The sequence below is a fragment of the Bradyrhizobium sp. USDA 4461 genome, from assembly GCF_054055655.1.
Genome location: NZ_JBSRXM010000001.1, coordinates 7191947 through 7211846, shown reverse-complemented (window position 1 = coordinate 7211846; position 19900 = coordinate 7191947). Strand labels below are relative to the sequence as shown.

The following is a 19900-nucleotide window of genomic DNA, read 5'->3' as shown; positions in this document are numbered from 1 at the left end:
TCGCGTAGCCCGGATCGAGCGCAGCGAAATCCGGGAGCAGCTTTATCAACCGGCGCGACCGCCCCGGATTGCGCTCCGCTCCATCCGGGCTACGGTTGAAGGTGACGCTGGTTGCCAATCAACGGGCTCGGAAGAAGATGACCACATTTCAGGACGCACGCGCCTTTCTGCTCAAGCACCGCACCGACTACGACGCAGCGGTGAAGGGATTTCGCTGGCCGGATCCGGTGCCGTTCAACTGGGCGCTGGACTGGTTCGACGCCGAGCTGGCGCGCAATGTCGAGAGCCGCGACCGCGCGGCGCTGTGGATCGTCGATGCGGCCAGCGGCAGCGAGAGCAGGCTCTCCTTCGCTGAGCTGTCGCGCCGTTCCAACCAGGTGGCAAATTTCCTGCGCGCGCAGGGGCTGAAGCGCGGTGATCATCTGTTGCTGCTGCTCGGCAATGTGGTGCCGCTGTGGGAGACCATGCTGGCGGCGATGAAGCTCGGCGTCGTCGTGATCCCCGCGACCACGCTGCTCACCGCCGACGAATTGCGCGACCGGCTGGATCGCGGCAAGGCGAAGGCGGTGGTCGCGACGCAGGATCAGGTCGCGAAATTCGTGGGCCTTGGCAGCGACAAGCTGGTCCGCATCGTGGTCGGCGCGACGCAGGCCAATGAGGGCTGGCTGCCGTTCGAGGATGCAGCGAAGGCACCCGAAGCCTTCACGCCCGATGGCCCGACCAAGGCCGACGATCCGATGCTGCTCTATTTCACCTCGGGCACCACGGCAAAGCCAAAACTGGTGCGGCACAGCCAGCGCAGCTATCCGGTCGGCCATCTCTCGACCATGTACTGGATCGGGCTGCAGCCCGGCGACGTCCATCTCAACATTTCTTCGCCGGGCTGGGCCAAGCATGCCTGGAGTTGCTTCTTCGCGCCGTGGAATGCCGGCGCCACGATCTTCATCGCCAACCAGCCGCGCTTCGAGGCGAAAGGACTGCTCGCGATCATCGGCCGCTGCGGCGTCACCACGCTGTGCGCGCCTCCGACGGTGTGGCGGATGTTCATCCAGGAAGATTTGGCAAGCTTCAAGGTCTCGCTGCGCGAGGTCTGCGGCGCCGGCGAGCCGCTCAACCCCGAGATCATCGACCAGGTCAAATCGGCCTGGGGGCTGACGATCCGCGACGGCTATGGCCAGACCGAGACCACGGCGCTGGCCGGCAATTCGCCGGGACAGAAGGTGAAGGTCGGCTCGATGGGCCGGCCGCTGCCGGGCTATCGCGTGCAGGTGACCGACAATGACGGTCACCCCGCCAAGGAGGGCGAGGTGACCTTGCTGCTCGGCGCCGACCGGCCGGCGGGCCTGATGCAGGGCTATCAGGGCGACGACGGCAGGCTGCTCGGCACCGACGGCGAGATCTATCGCAGCGGTGACGTCGTGTTCACCGATGACGAGGGCTATCTCACCTTCGTCGGCCGCACCGACGACGTGTTCAAATCCTCCGACTACCGCATCTCGCCGTTCGAGCTGGAGAGCGTGCTGCTGGAGCATGACGCCGTGGCCGAAGCCGCCGTGGTGCCGAGCCCGGACCCGATCCGGCTCGCGGTCCCCAAGGCCTATGTGCTGCTGGTGTCCGGTGTGGAGCGCTCGCCGGAGACGGCGCTGTCGATCTTCAAGCATTTGCACACGCGGCTCGCACCGTTTAAACGCATCCGCAAGATCGAGCTGGTCGCCGAACTTCCCAAGACGATTTCCGGCAAAATCCGTCGCGTGCAGTTGCGCCGGCTCGAACATGACGATGTCAGAAGCGATGCGTTGCGCGGAATAGAGTTCCGCGAGGAAGAATTTCCGGAGCTGCAGAAGGTGCGGACCTCCGGTTAGCGGAGGTTAGCAATGAACGAAGTCTGGAAGAAGCCGCCAGTGTCGCTGGAAACCTACCAGGGCATGGTCGGCAAGGAGATCGGCGTCTCCTCGTGGCACCTGCTGGACCAGGGCCGCATCGATACCTATGCCGACGTGATCGAGGATCACCAGTTCATCCATGTCGATCCCGAGCGCGCCAAGAAGGAGACCGCGTTCGGCACCACGATCGCCCATGGCTTCCTGACGATGTCGCTGCTGTCGATCATGTCCTACGAGGTGATGCCGGTGCTCGAAGGCACCGCGATGGGCGTCAATTACGGTTTCGACAAGCTGCGCTTCATCTCGCCGGTGCGGTCGGGCAAGCGCGTGCGCGGCCGTTTCGTGCTGGCGGAAGCCACGCTGCGCAAGCCGAAGGAGCTGCTGTCGCGCACCAATGTCACGGTCGAGATCGAGGGCGAGGACAAGCCCGCCCTGGTCGCCGACTGGCTCGGCCTGATCTATTTCAGCTGATTGATTGCTGAGTAACTCCACCTTTCCTGCACGCGGGAGAGGTGGAGCGAGTTGATCTGATCCAAGTCGCGCATTGACGGCTGTGTTCCCCGATGTCCATGATGCTCGCTTGAGGCGGTGCGGCCCCGGGGAGTGGCAGCCATGGTGCAGAACTTCGTCGCCGGACTTGTCGTGGTCGGTTTGCTGGTGATTGGCTTGATCAGCCACGCCCAGGAACATCACGAGTGCTGGAACGGGCACCTGATCAAGAGCCTGAAACCCTGCGGGTCGATGACCCCTGACGTCTAGTGCGCCGCGCGGCCGTGCCGGCTTCTCCTAGCTGGGCTTGACCCGGCGATCCATCGCTGCTCAAAAGTCCCCAACCTTTTCATGCCGCTCGGGCAGGCTCCCTCTCTCCTCGTGGGAGAGGGTGGCGAAATCGAGCGGAGCGAGATGAAGCCGGGTGAGGGGTCTCCCTCCGCGCGCGCATCCCGTGGAGAGAACCCCTCATCCGGCGCGCTGCGCGCGCCACCTTCTCCCACAAGGGGAGAAGGGAAGTAAGCAGGACGGACAAGCATGGCAATCAGGTTTGACGGACGCGTCGCTATCGTCACCGGCGCGGGCAACGGTCTTGGGCGGGCGCATGCGCTGGGGCTTGCCAGCCGCGGCGCCAAGGTCGTGGTCAACGATTTCGGCGGCGCGCGCGACGGCACCGGCGGCTCGCTGTCGCCGGCCGAGGCCGTGGTCGAGGAGATCCGCAAGGCCGGCGGCACCGCGATGGCCGATGGCGCCGACGTCTCGAACTTCGAGCAGGTCACCGCGATGGTCGAGCGCGCCACCAATGAATGGGGCAGCGTCGATCTGCTCTGTGCCAATGCCGGCATCCTGCGCGACAAGTCGTTTGCCAAGATGGAGGTCGCCGACTGGGCCAAGGTGCTCGACGTGCATCTCACCGGCACCTTCTACTGCTGCAAGGCGGTGTGGGCCGGCATGCGCGAGCGCAACTACGGCCGCATCGTGCTGACCACCTCGTCGTCCGGCCTGTTCGGCAATTTCGGCCAGGGCAACTACGGCGCGGCGAAGGCCGGCATGGTCGGCCTGATGAACGTGCTCGCCGAAGAGGGCCGCAAGAACAACATCAAGGTCAACACCATCTCGCCGACCGCGGCGACCCGCATGACCGAGGAGCTGCTGCCGCCGCAGGCGCTGCAACTGATGAAGCCGGAGGCGATCACGCCGGCGGTCGAATTCCTGCTCTCGGAGGACGCGCCGACCCGCACCATCATGGGCGCCGGTGCCGGCTCGTTCGCGGTCATCCGGGTGCTGGAGACCGAAGGCGTCAACCTGCCGCAGTCGGAATGGACGCCCGACGGCGTTGCCGCGCACTTCGCTGACATCAGCGACATGTCGACCGCGAAAGCGTTGCAGGGCGCCTTCGAGCAGACGCAGAAATACGTCGCCCAGGCCGCCGCGCGGGCTGGGATCAAGCTGTAGGTCGAGTCGTTCCGGGGCGATGCGAAGCATCGAACCCTCAGGTGCGCAATTGCGCACCGAGAACTTCGAGATTCCCCGGTGCACAATTGTGCACCTGAGGTCTGGTGCTAACGCACCATCCCGGAATGACACCTTTTGTTGTGGCGCCGAGCTGGGCCTACACTCACAGCATGCCATCACCCCCCGCCAGTCATGTCGCCGTCATCGGAGCCGGACCTGCCGGCCTGATGGCGGCGGAAACTCTTGCGGCCGGCGGTGCAAAGGTGACCGTCTACGACGCGATGCCGTCGGCCGGCCGCAAGTTGCTGATGGCCGGCCGCGGCGGGCTCAATCTCACCCATAGCGAGCCGCTACCGGATTTCCTCAATCGCTATCGCGAGGCGATGCCGCGCCTGAAGGCTGCGGTCGAGGCGTTTCCGCCGGATGCGTTGCGCGACTGGAGCGAGGCGTTGGGCCAGCCGACGTTTGTCGGCAGCAGCGGCCGCGTGTTTCCCGAGGCGTTCAAGGCATCGCCTTTGCTGCGCGCCTGGTTGCGGCGGCTCGATGCCGCGGGGGTGGCATTCGCATTCCGGCATCGCTGGATCGGATGGGATGCGAAGGGCGCACCGCTGTTTAAGGCGCCGGATGGCCCGCATGCGATCAAGGCCGATGCGACCGTCCTCGCGCTCGGCGGCGCGAGCTGGCCGCGGCTCGGTTCGGACGGTGCGTGGGCGGAGTTCGTTGCGGCGAAGGGCGTTGCCGTGGCGCCGATGCGACCGGCCAATTCCGGCTTCACCGTCGCGTGGTCGAACATCTTCCGCGACCGGTTTGAGGGGCAGCCGCTCAAGGGTGTCGCTCTCACGATCGGTCCGCATACGGTCCGCGGCGAGGCGATCATCACCCAGACCGGCATCGAGGGCGGCGCGATCTATGCACTGTCGGCCGAGTTGCGCGAGGCGGTGCTGGGTATCGGGCAGGCGACGCTGACGATCGCGCTGCGGCCGGACCTCGACGCCGCCGCGCTGACCACCCGCCTGTGCGGGACGCGCGGCAAGCAATCGCTCGCGAATTTCCTGCGCAAGGCGGCGCAAGTCTCGCCTGTTGGCATCGGCCTGATGCAGGAGGCGGCGATTGCGTCCGGCCGGCCGCTGACATCGTTCTCGCCGGCAGAGCTCGCGCAGCTGATCAACGCGCTTCCGGTGCAACTCACCGGCATCGCGCCGATCGATCGCGCGATCTCGAGCGCGGGCGGGATCGCGTTCAGCGAGCTCGACGCGCATTTCATGCTGCGGCGGTTGCCCGGTGTCTTCGCCGCCGGCGAGATGCTTGACTGGGAGGCACCGACCGGCGGCTACCTGTTGCAGGCGTCGTTCGCGACCGGCGTGGCCGCCGGGAAGGGCGCGTTGAATTGGTTGAAGTTGATGGGTGGAGCGTAGCGATACCCATCGACTTGGTCCGCGTAACGAAATGATGGGTATCGCTCCGCTCCACCCATCCTTGGGATCGGACAATTCATTCTGACCCCACCTTCGTCGCGATGTCGGTGACGAACCCGAGCACGCCGAACGCCGCGGCGACCGCGCAGACCGCTGTCCAGCCGCCAAAGCTCCACGCCGCCGATGCCGCGGCGGCGCCGACCGCGCCGCCGATGAAGAACAGTGCCACGAACAGGCCGTTGATCCGGCCGCGCGCCTCGGGCCGCAGCAAATTGACGGCGCGCCGGCCAAGCGTCTGGTCGGTCGTGATGCCGAAATCGAGCAGGATGGCGCCGACGCCCAGCAACGAGAGAGCCGCGATCCGCGACTCGATCATGCCCGCCCAGGCGCACAGGATGACCGCACCGACGATGAGAAGGTGCGAGACGATCAGCAGCGGCCGTGCAAAGCCCCGGTCGCCCCATCGCCCGGCGATCGGGGTCGCGGCCGCCCCGGCGACGCCGATCAGGGCGAACAGCGCGATCCCCCTGGCGTCGAGCTTGAACGGCGCCTCCGGCAGCCGCAGCGCGATCGCGGCCCAGAACGCGGTGAAGGACGCCATCACCAGCGCCGCGGTCCAAGACCGCACGCGCAGCACCGGCTCTTCGCGCAGCAGCCTTGGAAACGAACGCAGCAGCGCGCCGTAGCTGACCTTCGCCGCCGGCTGCAGCGTCGGCAGCGTACGCGCCAGCGCGCAGGCGAGCGCCGTCATCAGCACGGCCGATGTGAAATAGTAGCCGCGCCAGTTCCAGCTGTCCGCGATCAGGCTCGCCGCCGGCCGCGACAGCAGGATGCCGATCATCAGGCCGCTCATGACGTCGCCGATCGCTTGTCCTCGCCGTTCCGGCGGCACCATCGAGGCCACCAGCGGCACCACCATCTGGATCGCGGCGCAGGAGGCGCCGAGAATGAAGGTGGCGGCCAGCAGCATCAGCGGCGTCGGCGCCAGCGCGGTGCCGATCGCGGCGACGATGGCGCAGGCCAGCGTGCGCAGGATCAGCCGCCTGTTCTCGACCAGATCGACCAGCGGCACCAGCAACAGCAGCCCGAGCGCGTAGCCGAGCAGGGTCAGCGTCGAGATCAGGCCGGCCTCCAGCGGGGTCATGCCGAGCGAGCGGCCGATCAGGCCAACCAGGATCTGCGGCGCAAACAGGTTGGTGACGACGGTGCCGGTGGTGATGGCGCCGATCCAGATCAGCGGACGCACGGAGGTCGTGCGCGCCGGGGAGAGTTTGGAGGCTTCGGAAATGGTCATGGGACCTCGCAGGGACGTGGCGAGGCCCCCTTTAGGGGATCGGCCTAATATGCTACAATTCAAATAAGCTAATGAAGAATATGCGAGATTGTTATGAACACGCATGACCTCGTGGCGTTCGTCGCCGTGGTGGAGACCGGATCGATCGTCGCGGCGTCGTCACGGTTGAACCTCACCCAGCCCGGCGTGACGCGGCGGATCCAGAATCTCGAGGAGATGCTGGGCGCGCAGCTGCTCGACCGGTTGTCGAAGCCGCTGAAGCCGACGGCCGCCGGCATCGAGGCCTACGAGCAGGGTCGCCGCCTGCTGCGGATGCTCGACGATCTCAAGTCAGGCGTCGCCAATGACGGCGTGGTGCGCGGCGAGTTCAGGCTTGGGCTGACGCCGTATTTGTCGGAGGCGGGACTGGCCGGCCCGCTCGACGCGGTGCGCGCGGAATTTCCCGCGCTCGCGGTGCGCGTCGTGGCGGGCCTGTCGCCGCACCAGATCGACGCGGTGTCGCGCAACGAGCTGGATGCCGCGGCGATCTGCATTCCCGATGGTGCCGTGCCGCCGTCGGACCTCGCCGCTGACGATCTCGGCGCGCAGCCGGTCATCTTCGTCGTCGCGCGCGACATCAAGCTGCCGAAATCCGCCGACCTCGAATGGCTGTCGCGCATGGGATGGGTGATGAACCAGGACGGCTGCGGCTTCCGTCAGACGCTGAAGCGTCAGTTCGAAGCCGCGCATCTGCCGTTCAACGTCGCGGTCGAGGCGCTCGACAGCGAGCTCCGGCTGTCGCTGGTCGCGCGCGGGCTCGGCATCGGCGTCGTGACGCCGGTCGCGCTGAAGCGGAGCGCGCTGCGCAGCCGGCTTAAGGTGGTCAGGATCGAGGGGTTCAAGGCCGCGGTCCGGGCCTGGGTCGTGCATCGTCCGCCCGCCGGCCGCCTGGCGCGGCCGATCGAGGTGTTTCGCGCGGCGCTGGACCAGGAGCTGCAAGCGCTGATCCGGGGGTAGATTCGGATGGGTGGAGCGCAGCCCGCCGTCGCACTTCGAGGCCTCCGCTGCGCTACGGCACCTCCAGCGACAACGGCTTCGCCGTTGCGCGGGTGTGACGGCTTCGAGAGAGCGTCATCCTGAGGTGCGAGCGGAGCGAGCCTCGAAGGATGCGCGGGCGATCAGTCAGCGCAGCTTGCCCCTTGCGGTCACCGGCAACGCGCCGATGATCTGGTCGCCGCGCACCATCACGACCTCGTCCATCATGTTGACGACGACGCAGACGTGATTGGGCACGATGCGCACGACGTCGCCGACGTCAGGCCGGGTGTTGCTGCGGGAGAGGTCGAGGAAGCCGTGCTCCTCGGCGAAGCGCGCGATCTTGGCCTCGGGATGTTCCAGGATCAGGCCGTGGCCCTCGAGCCCGCCGGTGTCCGAGGTCAGCGTCTTGGAGCCGGCATCGAGGATGCCGCGCTCGGGGCCGGCGCGGCTGACCACGGTGGAATAGATATGCAGCGCGCAATCGTCCCAGCTCGCGACGCCGGCCGCGACCTGCATGCGGTCGTTGTAAATGTAAGTGCCGAAGCGATGCTCGGTGCCGCCTTTCAGCCTGCCGAGATTCTTCAGGTTCGGCGTGCCGCCGGTGGACACGATTGTTGCATCGAGGCCGTGGGCGCGCACGCCGGCCAGCGCCTCGTCGTAGAATGTCTGCGCATCGGCCCAGCCGGTCTCGGTCGGGTACAGCATGAAGCCCGCGAAAGTCAGACCCTTGGAGGCCGCGATCTCGCGCGCCAGCGAGATCGCCTCACGCGGGGTCTCGACGCCGGCGCGCTTGCGGCCGGTGTCGCATTCGACCACGACCGAGAGCGGACGCCCCGAGGCGGCTGCGGCCTTCGGCAGGTCGGCGACCACGACGGAATTATCCGCCGCGACGGTGACGTTGGCCTTGGCTTGCAGCGCGCCGAGCCGCGCCATCTTCTCGTCGCCGAGCAGATTGTAGCTGATCAGGATGTTATCGATGCCGCTATCCGCCATGATCTCGGCTTCGCCGAGCTTCTGGCAGGTGATCCCCTTGGCGCCGGCCTTGATCTGGAGCTGCGCCAGCATCGGGTTCTTGTGGGTCTTGATATGCGGCCGGTTGGCGACACCGGCCTCGTCGCAGGCTTTCTGGATGCGCGCGATGTTGCGCTCGACCCGGTCCATGTCGATCACGGCGCAGGGCGTGCCGTAGTCCTTGGCGATCTTGGCGGCGAGGGGCGTGGTCATGGGCTACTCCATTCAGTTTTCGTCATTGCGAGCGAAGCGAAGCAATCCATCGGGCCGCATATGCGGAAGGATGGATTGCTTCGTCGCTCCGCTCCTCGCAATGACGACTGGGGACATTGCGCTTACGCCTGTTCGATCTCTTCGCGCAGCACTTCGAGCTCGAGCCAGCGGTCTTCGGCGGCGGCGAGCTCTTGCTGCGCCTTGGCGATCGCGGCCGACGCGGTGTCGAATGTCTTGCGATCCTTCGCATAAAGATCGGGATCGTCGAGCAGCTTCTGCTGCTTGGCAATCTCGGCATGCAGCCTGTCGATCGTCTTCGGCAGCGTCTCCAGCGCGTGCTTCTCGTTGAAGCTCAGCCGGCGCCGTGGCGCGGCTTCAGGGGCCGCGGCCCTCGCTTCCTTCTTCTCGTCTGTCGGGGCGTCCGCCTTTACTGTCTCGCGCTTCACGTCGGCGCCGCGCTGCGCCAGCATGTCGGAATAGCCGCCGGCATATTCGATCCAGCGTCCCTGGCCTTCGGGCACCACCACCGACGTCACCACGCGGTCGAGGAAGTCGCGGTCGTGGCTGATCAGGATCACCGTGCCTTCGTAGTCGCCGAGCATGTCCTCGAGCACATCGAGGGTTTCGAGATCGAGGTCGTTGGTCGGCTCGTCCAGGATCAGGAGGTTCGACGGCTTGGCCAATGCGCGGGCCAGCATCAGCCGGCCGCGCTCGCCGCCGGACAGCGCCTCCAGCGGCGTGCCGCGCTGCTCCTGCGCGAACAGGAAGTCTTTCATGTAGCCGATCACGTGCTTCGACTTGTCACCGACCATCACATGATCGCCGCGGCCGCCGGTCAGCGCCTCGGCCAAGGTCAGCTTCGGATCGAGGCTCTCGCGATGCTGATCGAGCGTCGCCATCTCGATATTGGCGCCCAGCCGCACCGAGCCGGAATCCGGCGGATCGTTGCCGATCAGAAGATGCACCAGCGTGGTCTTGCCGGCGCCGTTCGGACCGACGATGCCGACGCGGTCGCCGCGCTGGATCCTGGTCGAGAAGCCGTCGACGATCTTGCGCTCGCCGAAGGCCTTGGCGATGTTCTTGGCCTCGATCACCAGGCGGCCGGATTTGTCGGCCTCGGCGGCGGCGAGCGTGGCGTTGCCGGTGGCGCCGCGATAATTGCGGCGCTGGTCGCGCAGCGCATGCAGGTTGCCGAGCCGCTTGACGTTGCGCTTGCGGCGGCCGGAGACGCCGTAGCGCAGCCAGTGTTCTTCATTGACGATTTTGCGGTCGAGCTTGTGCTGCTCGCGCTCTTCCTCCGCCAGCACCTCGTCGCGCCATTCCTCGAAGGCGCCGAAGCCGCGCTCGATCTGCCGGATCCGGCCGCGGTCGAGCCAGGCGGTCGAGCGCGACAGATTGGTGAGGAAGCGGCGGTCGTGGCTGATCAGCACCAGCGCACAGCGCCGGCTCTCCAATTCGCCCTCGAGCCATTCGATGGTCGGCAGGTCGAGATGGTTGGTCGGCTCGTCCAGCAGCAAAATATCGGGCGAGGGCGCCAGCACCCGTGCCAGCGCGGCGCGGCGCGCCTCGCCGCCGGAGACATGCGCCGGGTCTTCCTCGCCGCTGAGACCAAGCTGTTCGAGCAGGTAGCGCGCCTGGTAGTGGTCGTCGCCGGGACCAAGCCCGGCCTCGACATAGGCCAGCGTCGTCTTGTGCTCCCCGAAATCAGGCTCCTGCGGCAGATAGCGGATGGTGGCGCCGGGCTGCACGAAGCGGCTGCCGGCATCGGGCTCGACCAGCCCGGCCGCGATCCGCAGCAGCGTCGATTTGCCGGAGCCGTTGCGGCCGATCAGGCAGACGCGCTCGCCCGCGGAGACCGACAGCTCGACGCCCGACAGCAGCGGCGTGCCGCCGAAGGTCAGGCTGATGTCCTTGAGCTGGATGAGAGGAGGCGGAGCCATCGCTAACCCCCGTTCGCCGACGCCTGCTCGGCGCGGCGGCGCTGGATGCGGCGGATGGTCTGGTCGAGCGCCGACAGGAATGTCGAGCGGTCGCGCGGCGAGTAGGATTTCGGCCCGCCGGTGATCTCGCCCGACGAACGCAGATCGGTCATCAGATTGCGCATCGCCAAGGTCATGCCGATCGACTGTTCCGTGAACGGTTTTCCATTTGGCGCGATCACATCGGCGCCGGCCTTGACGCAGCGGCTCGCCAGCGGAATGTCCGCGGTGATCACGACATCGCCCGCATGCGCGCGTTCCGCGATCCAGTCGTCGGCAGCGTCCATGCCCGAACCGGCGGCGATGCGCTCGATCAGCGGATCCTGCGGCACGCGGACGAAATTGCCGGCGACCACGCTGACCGGCACGCCGAGCCGGATCGCGACGCGATAGATCTCGTCCTTCACCGGACAGGCGTCGGCATCGACATAAATGCGGGTGGGAGCAGGGGTTTCAGTCATCGATTCAAGAGTTGGAGAGCGCGGCCTGCGTGTACTCCATCGGGCGGAAAATTGCGAGCAGAACGAGAGACTTGTCTCGGTCGCCCGGTTCGACTACGATTGCCCGAGAAAAACCACCGAAATAAGGGGAAACCCGATGGATTCGAAGGCTTCGCTGACCTACCGCGTCGAGGCGCACAACACGTCAAAGCTCTCGGAGAATAAGATCCACGACGACACGGTTGCGAAAAAATTCGGCTTTTCCGGCGGGCTGGTGCCCGGCGTCGACGTGATGGCCTACATGATGCACCTGCCGGTCGAGAGATGGGGCCGCGATTTCCTCGAACGCGGCCTGATCGAGGCGCGCTTCGTCAAGCCGGTCTATGACGGCGAGATCGCCGAATTGACCGGCCGGGAGACCGGCAACGGGCTCACGATCGAGCTCCATAGCCGCGCCGAGCTCTGCGCCACCGGCACCGCATCGCTGCCGGCGTCAGCGCCGAAATTTGCGCTCGACGATTATAAGCAGGTCGCCGCGGTCGCCGAACGCAAGCCGGTCAGCGCGTCGTCCTATGAAGAGGGCAAATGGCTCGGCACCATCCCACGCGACTGGTCCGGCGATGCCGCGAAGGACTATCTTGCCGATATCAGGGAGACCGACCCGATCTATCTGCGCGAAGGCCTCGGCCATCCCGGCCTGTTGCCGCGGGTGATGAACAAGGTACTGGTCGACAATGCGATCCTCGGGCCGTGGATCCATGTCGGCACAAGGATGCAGCTGCTCTCAGCCGGCAAGATCGGCGACGAGCTGACGGCGCGCGCCAAGGTGATCGGCAATTACGACAAGAAGGGCCATCGCTTCGTCGAGCTCGACGCGCTGGTGCTCGGCAACGGCGTGCCGCTGGCGCATTGCTGGCACATCGCGATCACCCAGCCGCGCGAGCAGGCCGCGGCGTAGCAGGAAGGGGCAAGGCCCCTCCGCACCAACGGTGTCATACCCCGCGCAGGCGGGGTATCCAGTACGCCGCGGCCTCTCGGCTCAACAGCTGCTGTCTCCGGAATACTGGACCACCCGCCTTCGCGGGTGGTGACAGCGGAGGATAGTGGCGACAGCAACGCGCCCTTACGCCGCCTTCGCCTTGGCGTCCTGGATCGCGCGCCAGACCCGCTCCGGCGTCAGCGGCATGTTGATGTGCTTGATGCCGTACTCCGACAGCGCGTCGACCACCGCGTTGACGATGCAGACCAGGCTGCCGGCGCAGCCGGCTTCGCCGCAGCCCTTGGTGCCGAGCGGATTGGATTTCGCCGGCGAGGGGTGATCGCCGACCTGCATCGACGGCACGTCGCCGGCGCGCGGCAGCGCGTAGTCCATGAACGAGCCGGTGATCGGCTGGCCGGAGGCGTCGTAGCTGACTTCCTCCATCAGCGCCTGGCCGATGCCTTGCGCGACGCCGCCATGCAATTGGCCGGCGACGATCATCGGATTGACCACGACGCCGAAATCGTTGACCGCGGAGTAGCGCACGATCCGCGTCACCCCAGTCTCGGGATCGATCTCGACCTCCGCGACATGGCAGCCGTTCGGGAAGGTCGACGCGGTCTCTTTGGTGGCGTGATCGACGTCGAGCGTGTCCGGCGTGCCCTCGGGCATCTTGCCGGCGCGCATCCGCTCGGCGAGCTCCATGATGCCGATCGAGCGGTCGGTGCCGGCGATGGTGAAGCGGCCGGCGCCGAATTCGATGTCGGCCTCGGAGGCCTCCAGGATGTGCGCGGCGGCCTTCTTGCCCTTCTCGACCACGAGTGCCGCGGCCTCGACGATCGCCTGTCCGGTCGCGGTGATCGAGCGCGAGCCGCCGGTGCCGTTGCCGAACCGCACGAGATCGCTGTCGCCCTGTTCGAGCGTGATCTTCTCGAAGGGCACGCCGAGCTGGTCGGACAGCACCTGCGCGAACGGCGTGGCGTGGCCCTGGCCGTAATCGAGCGTGCCGGTGGTGAGCTTCACCGAACCGTCGGGCTCGAAGGTGATCTTGCCGAGCTCGCCGGACGGCGGCGCGGTGACCTCGAGATACGAGCCCACCGCGATGCCGCGCAGTCTGCCGCTCTTCCTGCTCTCCTTCTTGCGCTTGGCGAAATTCTCGTAATCGGAGATCTCCAGCGCCTTCTGGAACACGCCGGCGAAGTCGCCGCTGTCATAGGTGACGCCGGAGGCGGCTGGGAACGGCAGTTGCGAGGGCTTGATGAAATTGCGCTTGCGCAAGGTGAAGCGGTTGATGCCCATCTCGTCGGCAGCGGCGTCGATCAGCCGCTCCATGTAGTAATTGGCCTCGGGCCGGCCGGCGCCGCGATAGGCGCCCATCAGCGTGGTGTTGGTCAAGACCGTCTTGATGTCGACGCCGAGCAGCGGCGTGCGGTAGACGCTGGCGAGGTTCTTGCCGGTGTTGAGCGACAGCGGGCCCGGCGCGACGCCGGTGATGTAGGCGCCGAGATTGCCGTAGCCGGAGAGCCGCACCGCGAGGAACTTGCCGTCGGCGTCGAGCGCGAGCTCGGCATGGATCAGCTGCGCGCGGCCCTGGCTGTCGGACAGGAAGCTGGTGGAGCGCTCGTCGAGCCACTTCACCGGGCGACCCAGCTCGCGCGCGGCATGCGCGATGCAGGTGTATTCGGGATAGTTGAGGTTCTTCATCCCGAACGAGCCGCCGACATTGCCGGTGAGGATGCGGACCTTGTCGGCGGGCACGTTGAGCAGGCGGGCCAGGATCGCCTTGTTGCCGGAGACGCCCTGGGTCGGCACCTGCAACGTGAAGCGTTCGGTCTTCTTGTCGTAATGCGCGAGTGCGACGCGCGGCTCCATCGAGACCACGGCGACGCGGGTGTTGACGATGTCGAGTTTTGTGACGTGCGCGGCGGCGGCGAACGCGGCTTCGATCTTGGCCGTGTCGCCATAGTGGTAGTCGAGCGCGACGTTGTTGGGGATGTCGTCATAGAGCTGCGGCGCGCCGGATTTAGCGGCTTCGGCCGCATCGGTCACCGCCGGCAGCGGCTCGATATCGACCTCGACAGCCTCGGCCGCGTCACGCGCCTGCGCGGCGGTCTCGGCCACCACGAAGGCCACGGGATCGCCGACGAAGCGCACCTTGTCGGTCGCCAGCGCCGGGCGGTTGGTTTGCTTGAGCGGAGAGCCGTCGCGGTTCTTCAGCGGCAGGCCGCAGGTGAAGGGGTTGTAGCCGGCGGCCGCGAGGTCGGCGCCGGTCCACACCCCGAGCACGCCCGGCATCGCCCTGGCGGCCTCGGTGGCGATCCCCTTGATGATCCCATGGGCATGGGAGGAGCGGACCATCCAGCAAATGGCCTGGCCGGGCAGGGAGAAATCGTCGGTGTATTTGCCCTTGCCGCGCACCAGGGTGTCGTCCTCCTTTCGTCGAACAGGCTGTCCGACACCGTATTTTTGCAGTGCGATAGCGTTTTCGAGGGAGGCTGGCGGCGTATGATCTTGCATCGAAAATGACCTGAAATGCCCGGATTTGGTGGCGTTTGGGGGCGCAGACGGGATAACGCACACCCCCCTTAACGACAACGCCCGATTGGGCATGGAGCCAATGTGAACGGAGTTTGCGCAGGGCTTTGACGCTGCTAAAGTTTCCGTGAACGACAATTATTCGGCGGGCCCACGGATTGCTCCCGGTGGATTGCTCCGGGGGTCCTGCGGAAAGACAGTTTTGATGAACGACCATGTGCGGCTTTGCGACGGCCCCCCGGCCGGCGAAGCCCCGTCAGGGTTGGTTGCGGCCGCCGCGGATAATGGCGTCTACGCCGCGCTCGATCTTGGCACCAACAATTGCCGGCTCCTGATTGCCTGTCCCACTGGCGACGGGTTCCGCGTGGTCGACTCGTTCTCGCGGATCATCCGGCTTGGCGAGGGTATCGCTGCGACCGGCTCGATCAGCGAGGCGGCGATCGAGCGGGCGATTGCCGCGCTCGCCATCTGCAGCGACAAGATCCGCTACCGCAAGGCGCGCCGGCTGCGGCTGATCGCCACCGAGGCCTGCCGCGCCGCCGGCAATGCCGAGAGTTTTCGCGCGCGCGTCGCGGCCGCGACGGGCATCGAGCTCGAGGTGATCGATCGCGAGACCGAGGCGACGCTGGCCGTGATCGGATGCTCGCCGCTGCTCGACCCGAAGGGGCGGGGCGCTATCCTGTTCGACATCGGCGGCGGCTCGACCGAGCTGGTGCGGATCGAGCGCGATCCCAACGCGCCCGATGCGCCGCCGCGCATCAAGGCGTGGATGTCGATCCCGCTCGGGGTCGTCACGCTGGCCGAACATTTCGGCGGCAGGAACGTGACCCGCGATCTCTACGCGCAGATGATCGACGAGGTCGCCCGCCACGTCGCGCCGTTCGCGGCCGAGCACGGCCGGGACCTGCGCGACATGCACATGCTCGGCACCTCGGGCACCGTGACCACGCTCGCCGGCGTCTTCCTCAATCTGTCGCGCTACGATCGCCGCCGCATCGACGGCATCTGGATGGAGGATGCCGACGTCACCGCCACGATCCAGAAATTGCTCGGCATGAGCTATGAGGCGCGCGTCAGCAACAGCTGCATCAGCGTCGAGCGGGCCGACCTGGTGCTCGCCGGCTGCGCGATCCTCGATGCGATCCGCAACGCGTTCCCGATGCCGCGGCTCCGCGTCGCCGATCGCGGCCTGCGCGAGGGCATGCTGGTCGAGATGATGCGCGAGGACGGCGCGCTGCGGGCGTGCTAGGGCTTCTCTTGCCTCGCCCCGCTTGCGGGGAGAGGCCTAGGCCGCCTACGGCGGCCGTCCCCTAAGTGGACGCCGAAGCGAAGCTTCGGCTACGTTGCATGTCAATGCAATCCGGGTGAGGGGGACTCTCCACGAGCGCATCTCTCACCTTCATTGCGGAAGCAGCCCCTCACCCCAACCCTCTCCCCGCAAGAGCGGGGCGAGGGAGAAGAGAAAATGAAATGGCGAAAGACACCACCGGGCGGCTGCACGTCACGGTCAAGAGCGGCGGCAAGCGCAAATTGTCGTCAAAACTCTGGCTGGAGCGCCAGCTTAACGATCCCTATGTCGCCAAGGCCAAGGCGATGGGCTATCGCTCGCGCGCGGCCTTCAAGCTGCTCGAGATCGACGACAAATATCGCCTGCTCAAGCCCGGCATGACGGTGGTCGACCTCGGCGCCGCGCCCGGCGGCTGGAGCCAGATCGCGGCGAAACGCACCGGCGCCGCCGACGGCAAGGGCAAGGTGGTCGCGATCGATCTGCTGGAGATGGGCGAGATCCCCGGCGTCACCTTCGCGCAGCTCGATTTCCTCGACCATGACGCGCCCGAGAAGCTGATCGCGATGATGGGCGGCCGCGCCGATTTCGTGATGTCCGACATGGCGGCCAACACCACCGGCCATCGCAAGACCGATCAGCTCCGCATCATCGGCCTGGTCGAGACCGCGGCGCATTTCGCCGGCGAGGTGCTCAACCCCGGCGGCACGTTCCTGGCAAAAGTGTTTCAGAGCGGCGCCGACGCCGAGCTGGTGGCGCAGCTGAAGCGCGATTTCGCCACCGTCCGCCACGTCAAGCCGGCGGCCAGCCGTCAGGATTCGTCCGAGCGCTACGTGCTGGCGACCGGGTTTCGCGCCGCGAGACGTTGACCTGTCCCCTGGTCACGCCGCCGTGCTGGCCGGCGCCGGGTGCGATCCGGCGCGCTGCGGCAGCACCAGCACACAGACGATGATGAAGATCGCGAGAACCGCGGAGGCGATCGGGCGGCTCAGCGCGAGGCCGCCGTCGCTGACCGGCTTGTCGAGGAAGTCGCCGACCGTGGCGCCGAGCGGCCGCGACAGGATGAAGGCCAGCCAGAACAGCGTCACCCGCGAGATCGCGGTCCAGTAATAGGCTGCCGCGATCGCGGCCAGCGCGACGCCGAACACCAGTGCGCCGCCCTCGTAGCCGAGCCCGGTGGAATCGGCGATCCAGTCGCCGAGCGCGGTGCCGAGCGTCTGCGAGAACGTGATCGCGGTCCAGTACAGCGCCTCGATCCGCGGCGTGCTCACGGTGTTGACCGAGATCGAGCCGAGCGACCAGTACCAGAGGCCGAGCGTGAGCAGCAGCAGGCAGAGCAGCAGCGTCGATCCGCCGGCATAGCCGATGCCGAGCGAGCGATCGGCGAAATCGGCCATGGTGGTGCCGAACGTCGTCGACGCGACGATCGTGGCCCAGTACAGCATCGGCTGAAACGCCTTTGCGGCGATCTGCGCCGCGACCAGCGCCACGAGTACGAACAGGAACAGCATCGTCCCCGCCAGGTAACCCCAGTTCAGCGTCATCGTGACGGTATCGCCGCCGGTCTCGCCGAGCGTGGTCGCGGCGATCTTGATGATCCAGAACACCAGCGTGACTTCGGGAACCTTGCTCTTGGTGTATTCGATTGAGTTCATCGGGCGCGCTCCTGAGGGACCACGCGGCACTACCCCGCAAAGCCGGCATGGTTTCGACGGCCCGTTCAACAATGCTTGAGCGAGGCCGGCTGGAGTCTTGCGAATGCGAAGTGGTGGCGACCGGGTTTCGCAGGCAACAGCCGTCATCGATAGGAACGTCGTGACCGTCACCCTGGGGAGCGCGAAGCGCATCTCGAAGGGTGCGCGGCCCGGCTGTTGGCCGTGCATCCTTCGAGACGGCGCTACGCGGCTCCTCAGGATGACGGTGATAGATCGAGCGCGCACCTCGTCATTGCAATGACGGAGCTAACCGTCCTCACCCCAGCCGCTGATCCCTGGCGTTCTGGGTGTCCTCGGTCGCGGCCTTGACTGCGTCGGCGGCGGCGCGCTTCTCGGCGCCCTTGCGGCTCGAGATATCGATCGCCTTGCGGCCGGCGATCTCGTTGCCGGCGTCGGCCGGCATCTGCCAGAAGAACCAGGCCGAGGCCGCCGAGATCAGCGACACCACGATGAAGGCCGGCGCGAACACGTCGGCGGACAGCTCGGTCGCGTGGTGCAGCGCCAGCGTGGTCTCGACCGAGAACGCGCCGACCGCGACGCCGGCGGACACCGCGAGCTGCTGGTTGACACTGACCAGCGTCGTGGCCCGGCTCATCTGCGGCGCCTCGACTTCTGCATAAGCGACGGTGTTGATCGCGGTGAATTGCAGCGAGCGGAAGAAGCCGCCGACCACCAGGATGGTGAAGATCAGCATCAGCGGCGTCGAGATCGTGAACAGGGCGCAGGCGGCGAGGAAGGCCGAACTCACCACCGCGTTGACCGTCATCATGTTGCGGAAGCCGAAGGCCTTGATGATGCGCGCCGCCAGCGTCTTCATGCCCATGGCGCCGACCGCCGACGCAAAGGTGACGAGGCCGGACTGGAACGGCGACAGGCCGAAGCCGACCTGCATCAACAGCGGCAGCAGGAACGGCAGCGCGCCGATGCCGAGCCGGAACATGAAGCCGCCGACGATCGACGCACGCATGGTCGGCAGCCGCAGCAGCCCGAAATCGAGCACCGGCGAGCCGGTGCGCCGCGCGTGCAGGACATAGAGCGTCATCGAGATCGTGCCGACCCCGACCAGCGCGGCGACGATCGGCCACGGCAGCAGGTTGAGCCCCGCGACCGACAGTCCGAAGGCGATGCCGGCAAGGCCGATGCCGGCCAGCACCAGTCCCATCAGATCGAAGCGCTCGGGGTCCTCGCTTTTGATCGGGTCGATGTATTTCAGCGCCAGGAAGATGCCGAGCAGCCCGATCGGGATGTTGATCAGGAAGATCCAGTGCCAGGAGAAATAGGTGGTGATGAAGCCGCCGAGCGGCGGCCCGATCACCGGGCCGATCAGCGCCGGCACCGTCACCCAGGCCATCGCGTTGACCAGCGCGCTCTTGTCGACCGAGCGCAGCAGCACCAGCCGCCCGACCGGCGTCATCATCGCTCCGCCGAGGCCCTGCAGGATGCGGGCGAACACGAAATCGGTCACCGAGCCCGACAGCGCGCAGCCGATCGAGCCCAGCATGAAGACGGCGACCGCGCCGGCAAACACGATGCGGGCGCCGAAGCGGTCGGCGGTCCAGCCGCTTGCCGGGATGAACACCGCAAGCGACAGCAGATAGGAGGTGATCGCAAGCTTCAGCGTCAGGGGGCTGGTGCCGATATCGGCGGCGATCGCCGGCAGCGAGGTCGCAATCACCGTGGAGTCCATGTTTTCCATGAACAGGGCGGTGGCCACGATGAGCGGGATCAGGCGTTGCTTGTTCATCAAAATAGGACAGCCGTGCTGAAAAAGGCGGGCGAGGGGGCCATATCATCCTGTCCGCGGGCACGCTATTGCGGAACCGGCCAAACGCCCTAAATCCTGCGTGACGCTGGTATGCATCCGCCCGCGTTGGAGGTGTCCGCCGTGATTTACGTCCTAGCCGCTCTCTTGCCGCCGATCGGGCTGCTCCTGAACGGACAGCCGTTTTCGGCCATCTTCAATCTGGTCCTGATCGTGTTTTGCGCGATTTTCGGGCTGTTTTTCCACGTCTTGCTGCTGGTGCCGTCGGTCCATGCGGTGATCGCGGTCCACATGAAGCGAGAGGACCGGCGCCACCGCGAGATGGTCGAGGCGATCCGCCGCCACGGGCCGCCGCCCGGTTACAGGGTCCCCTGAATCGGCCTGCAAAAAGGCCTGTGCATGGCTGGCAAACGCTTTGATTCGTCATG

General features: G+C 66.6%; 17 protein-coding genes. 10 read left to right on the top strand and 7 right to left on the bottom strand.

The features are described from left to right. Positions 1-137: 137 nt before the first annotated feature. The 5 genes from ACVINW_RS34070 (at position 138) to ACVINW_RS34050 (ending at position 5242) form a co-directional block, all read left to right on the top strand. Complete coding sequence (locus ACVINW_RS34070; RefSeq protein WP_456755321.1) at positions 138-1862, top strand: AMP-binding protein; 1725 nt, start codon at positions 138-140, stop codon at positions 1860-1862. Between the two features lie 12 nt (positions 1863-1874). After that, positions 1875-2354, top strand: coding sequence for a MaoC family dehydratase (locus ACVINW_RS34065; RefSeq protein ID WP_050418862.1), 480 nt, complete (start codon positions 1875-1877; stop codon positions 2352-2354). A 141-nt stretch (positions 2355-2495) separates the two neighbouring features. Next, a complete protein-coding gene (locus tag ACVINW_RS34060; RefSeq protein WP_249136630.1) occupies positions 2496-2642 on the top strand; it encodes a hypothetical protein in 147 nt (48 codons plus the stop codon). A 267-nt stretch (positions 2643-2909) separates the two neighbouring features. Further along, a complete protein-coding gene (locus tag ACVINW_RS34055; RefSeq protein WP_456755320.1) occupies positions 2910-3827 on the top strand; it encodes an SDR family NAD(P)-dependent oxidoreductase in 918 nt (305 codons plus the stop codon). Positions 3828-3997: 170 nt separating this feature from the next. Further along, the gene (locus ACVINW_RS34050) at positions 3998-5242 is read left to right on the top strand and encodes an NAD(P)/FAD-dependent oxidoreductase (protein WP_456756562.1); all 1245 of its coding nucleotides are present in this window, start codon (positions 3998-4000) and stop codon (positions 5240-5242) included. A 76-nt stretch (positions 5243-5318) separates the two neighbouring features. Here the strand turns inward: ACVINW_RS34050 and ACVINW_RS34045 are convergent, their stop codons facing one another. Continuing rightward, positions 5319-6536: an MFS transporter gene (locus tag ACVINW_RS34045; RefSeq protein ID WP_456755319.1), complete on the bottom strand. Its 1218-nt coding sequence runs from the start codon at positions 6534-6536 to the stop codon at positions 5319-5321. A gap of 93 nt (positions 6537-6629) precedes the next feature. Here ACVINW_RS34045 and ACVINW_RS34040 point away from each other — a divergent pair, with 93 nt between their 5' ends. Beyond that, entirely contained in the window at positions 6630-7532 is a 903-nt protein-coding gene (locus tag ACVINW_RS34040) for a LysR family transcriptional regulator (RefSeq protein WP_456755318.1), read from the top strand. A gap of 165 nt (positions 7533-7697) precedes the next feature. Here the strand turns inward: ACVINW_RS34040 and ACVINW_RS34035 are convergent, their stop codons facing one another. The 3 genes from ACVINW_RS34035 to ACVINW_RS34025 all read right to left on the bottom strand — a co-directional run bounded on the left by ACVINW_RS34035 (position 7698) and on the right by ACVINW_RS34025 (position 11217). Beyond that, the gene (locus ACVINW_RS34035; protein WP_456755317.1) at positions 7698-8777 is read right to left on the bottom strand and encodes a D-TA family PLP-dependent enzyme; all 1080 of its coding nucleotides are present in this window, start codon (positions 8775-8777) and stop codon (positions 7698-7700) included. Positions 8778-8899: 122 nt separating this feature from the next. Continuing rightward, positions 8900-10717 (bottom strand): ABC-F family ATP-binding cassette domain-containing protein, encoded by a 1818-nt coding sequence (locus ACVINW_RS34030; RefSeq protein ID WP_456755316.1) that lies wholly within the window; start codon positions 10715-10717, stop codon positions 8900-8902. A gap of 2 nt (positions 10718-10719) precedes the next feature. Next, complete coding sequence (locus ACVINW_RS34025; RefSeq protein WP_456755315.1) at positions 10720-11217, bottom strand: YaiI/YqxD family protein; 498 nt, start codon at positions 11215-11217, stop codon at positions 10720-10722. Between the two features lie 136 nt (positions 11218-11353). Between ACVINW_RS34025 and ACVINW_RS34020 the strand changes: the two genes are divergently transcribed. Next, entirely contained in the window at positions 11354-12154 is an 801-nt protein-coding gene (locus ACVINW_RS34020; RefSeq protein ID WP_456755314.1) for a hypothetical protein, read from the top strand. Between the two features lie 165 nt (positions 12155-12319). Here the strand turns inward: ACVINW_RS34020 and ACVINW_RS34015 are convergent, their stop codons facing one another. Next, positions 12320-14692, bottom strand: coding sequence for a xanthine dehydrogenase family protein molybdopterin-binding subunit (locus tag ACVINW_RS34015; RefSeq protein WP_456755313.1), 2373 nt, complete (start codon positions 14690-14692; stop codon positions 12320-12322). 223 nt (positions 14693-14915) lie between these two features. Here ACVINW_RS34015 and ACVINW_RS34010 point away from each other — a divergent pair, with 223 nt between their 5' ends. Together ACVINW_RS34010 and ACVINW_RS34005 are read left to right on the top strand one after the other, a co-directional pair. Next, positions 14916-15959: a Ppx/GppA phosphatase family protein gene (locus ACVINW_RS34010; protein ID WP_456755312.1), complete on the top strand. Its 1044-nt coding sequence runs from the start codon at positions 14916-14918 to the stop codon at positions 15957-15959. 221 nt (positions 15960-16180) lie between these two features. Continuing rightward, a complete protein-coding gene (locus tag ACVINW_RS34005; RefSeq protein ID WP_456755311.1) occupies positions 16181-16864 on the top strand; it encodes an RlmE family RNA methyltransferase in 684 nt (227 codons plus the stop codon). A gap of 12 nt (positions 16865-16876) precedes the next feature. On the opposite strand, the gene ACVINW_RS34000 is transcribed toward ACVINW_RS34005, so the two are convergent. Together ACVINW_RS34000 and ACVINW_RS33995 are read right to left on the bottom strand one after the other, a co-directional pair. Further along, on the bottom strand, positions 16877-17650 hold the full coding sequence (locus ACVINW_RS34000) for a COG4705 family protein (RefSeq protein WP_456755310.1): 774 nt from the start codon (positions 17648-17650) through the stop codon (positions 16877-16879). A gap of 316 nt (positions 17651-17966) precedes the next feature. Next, positions 17967-19454 (bottom strand): MFS transporter, encoded by a 1488-nt coding sequence (locus ACVINW_RS33995; RefSeq protein ID WP_456755309.1) that lies wholly within the window; start codon positions 19452-19454, stop codon positions 17967-17969. Positions 19455-19595: 141 nt separating this feature from the next. Here ACVINW_RS33995 and ACVINW_RS33990 point away from each other — a divergent pair, with 141 nt between their 5' ends. After that, entirely contained in the window at positions 19596-19847 is a 252-nt protein-coding gene (locus ACVINW_RS33990; protein ID WP_456756561.1) for a hypothetical protein, read from the top strand. Positions 19848-19900: the final 53 nt, after the last annotated feature.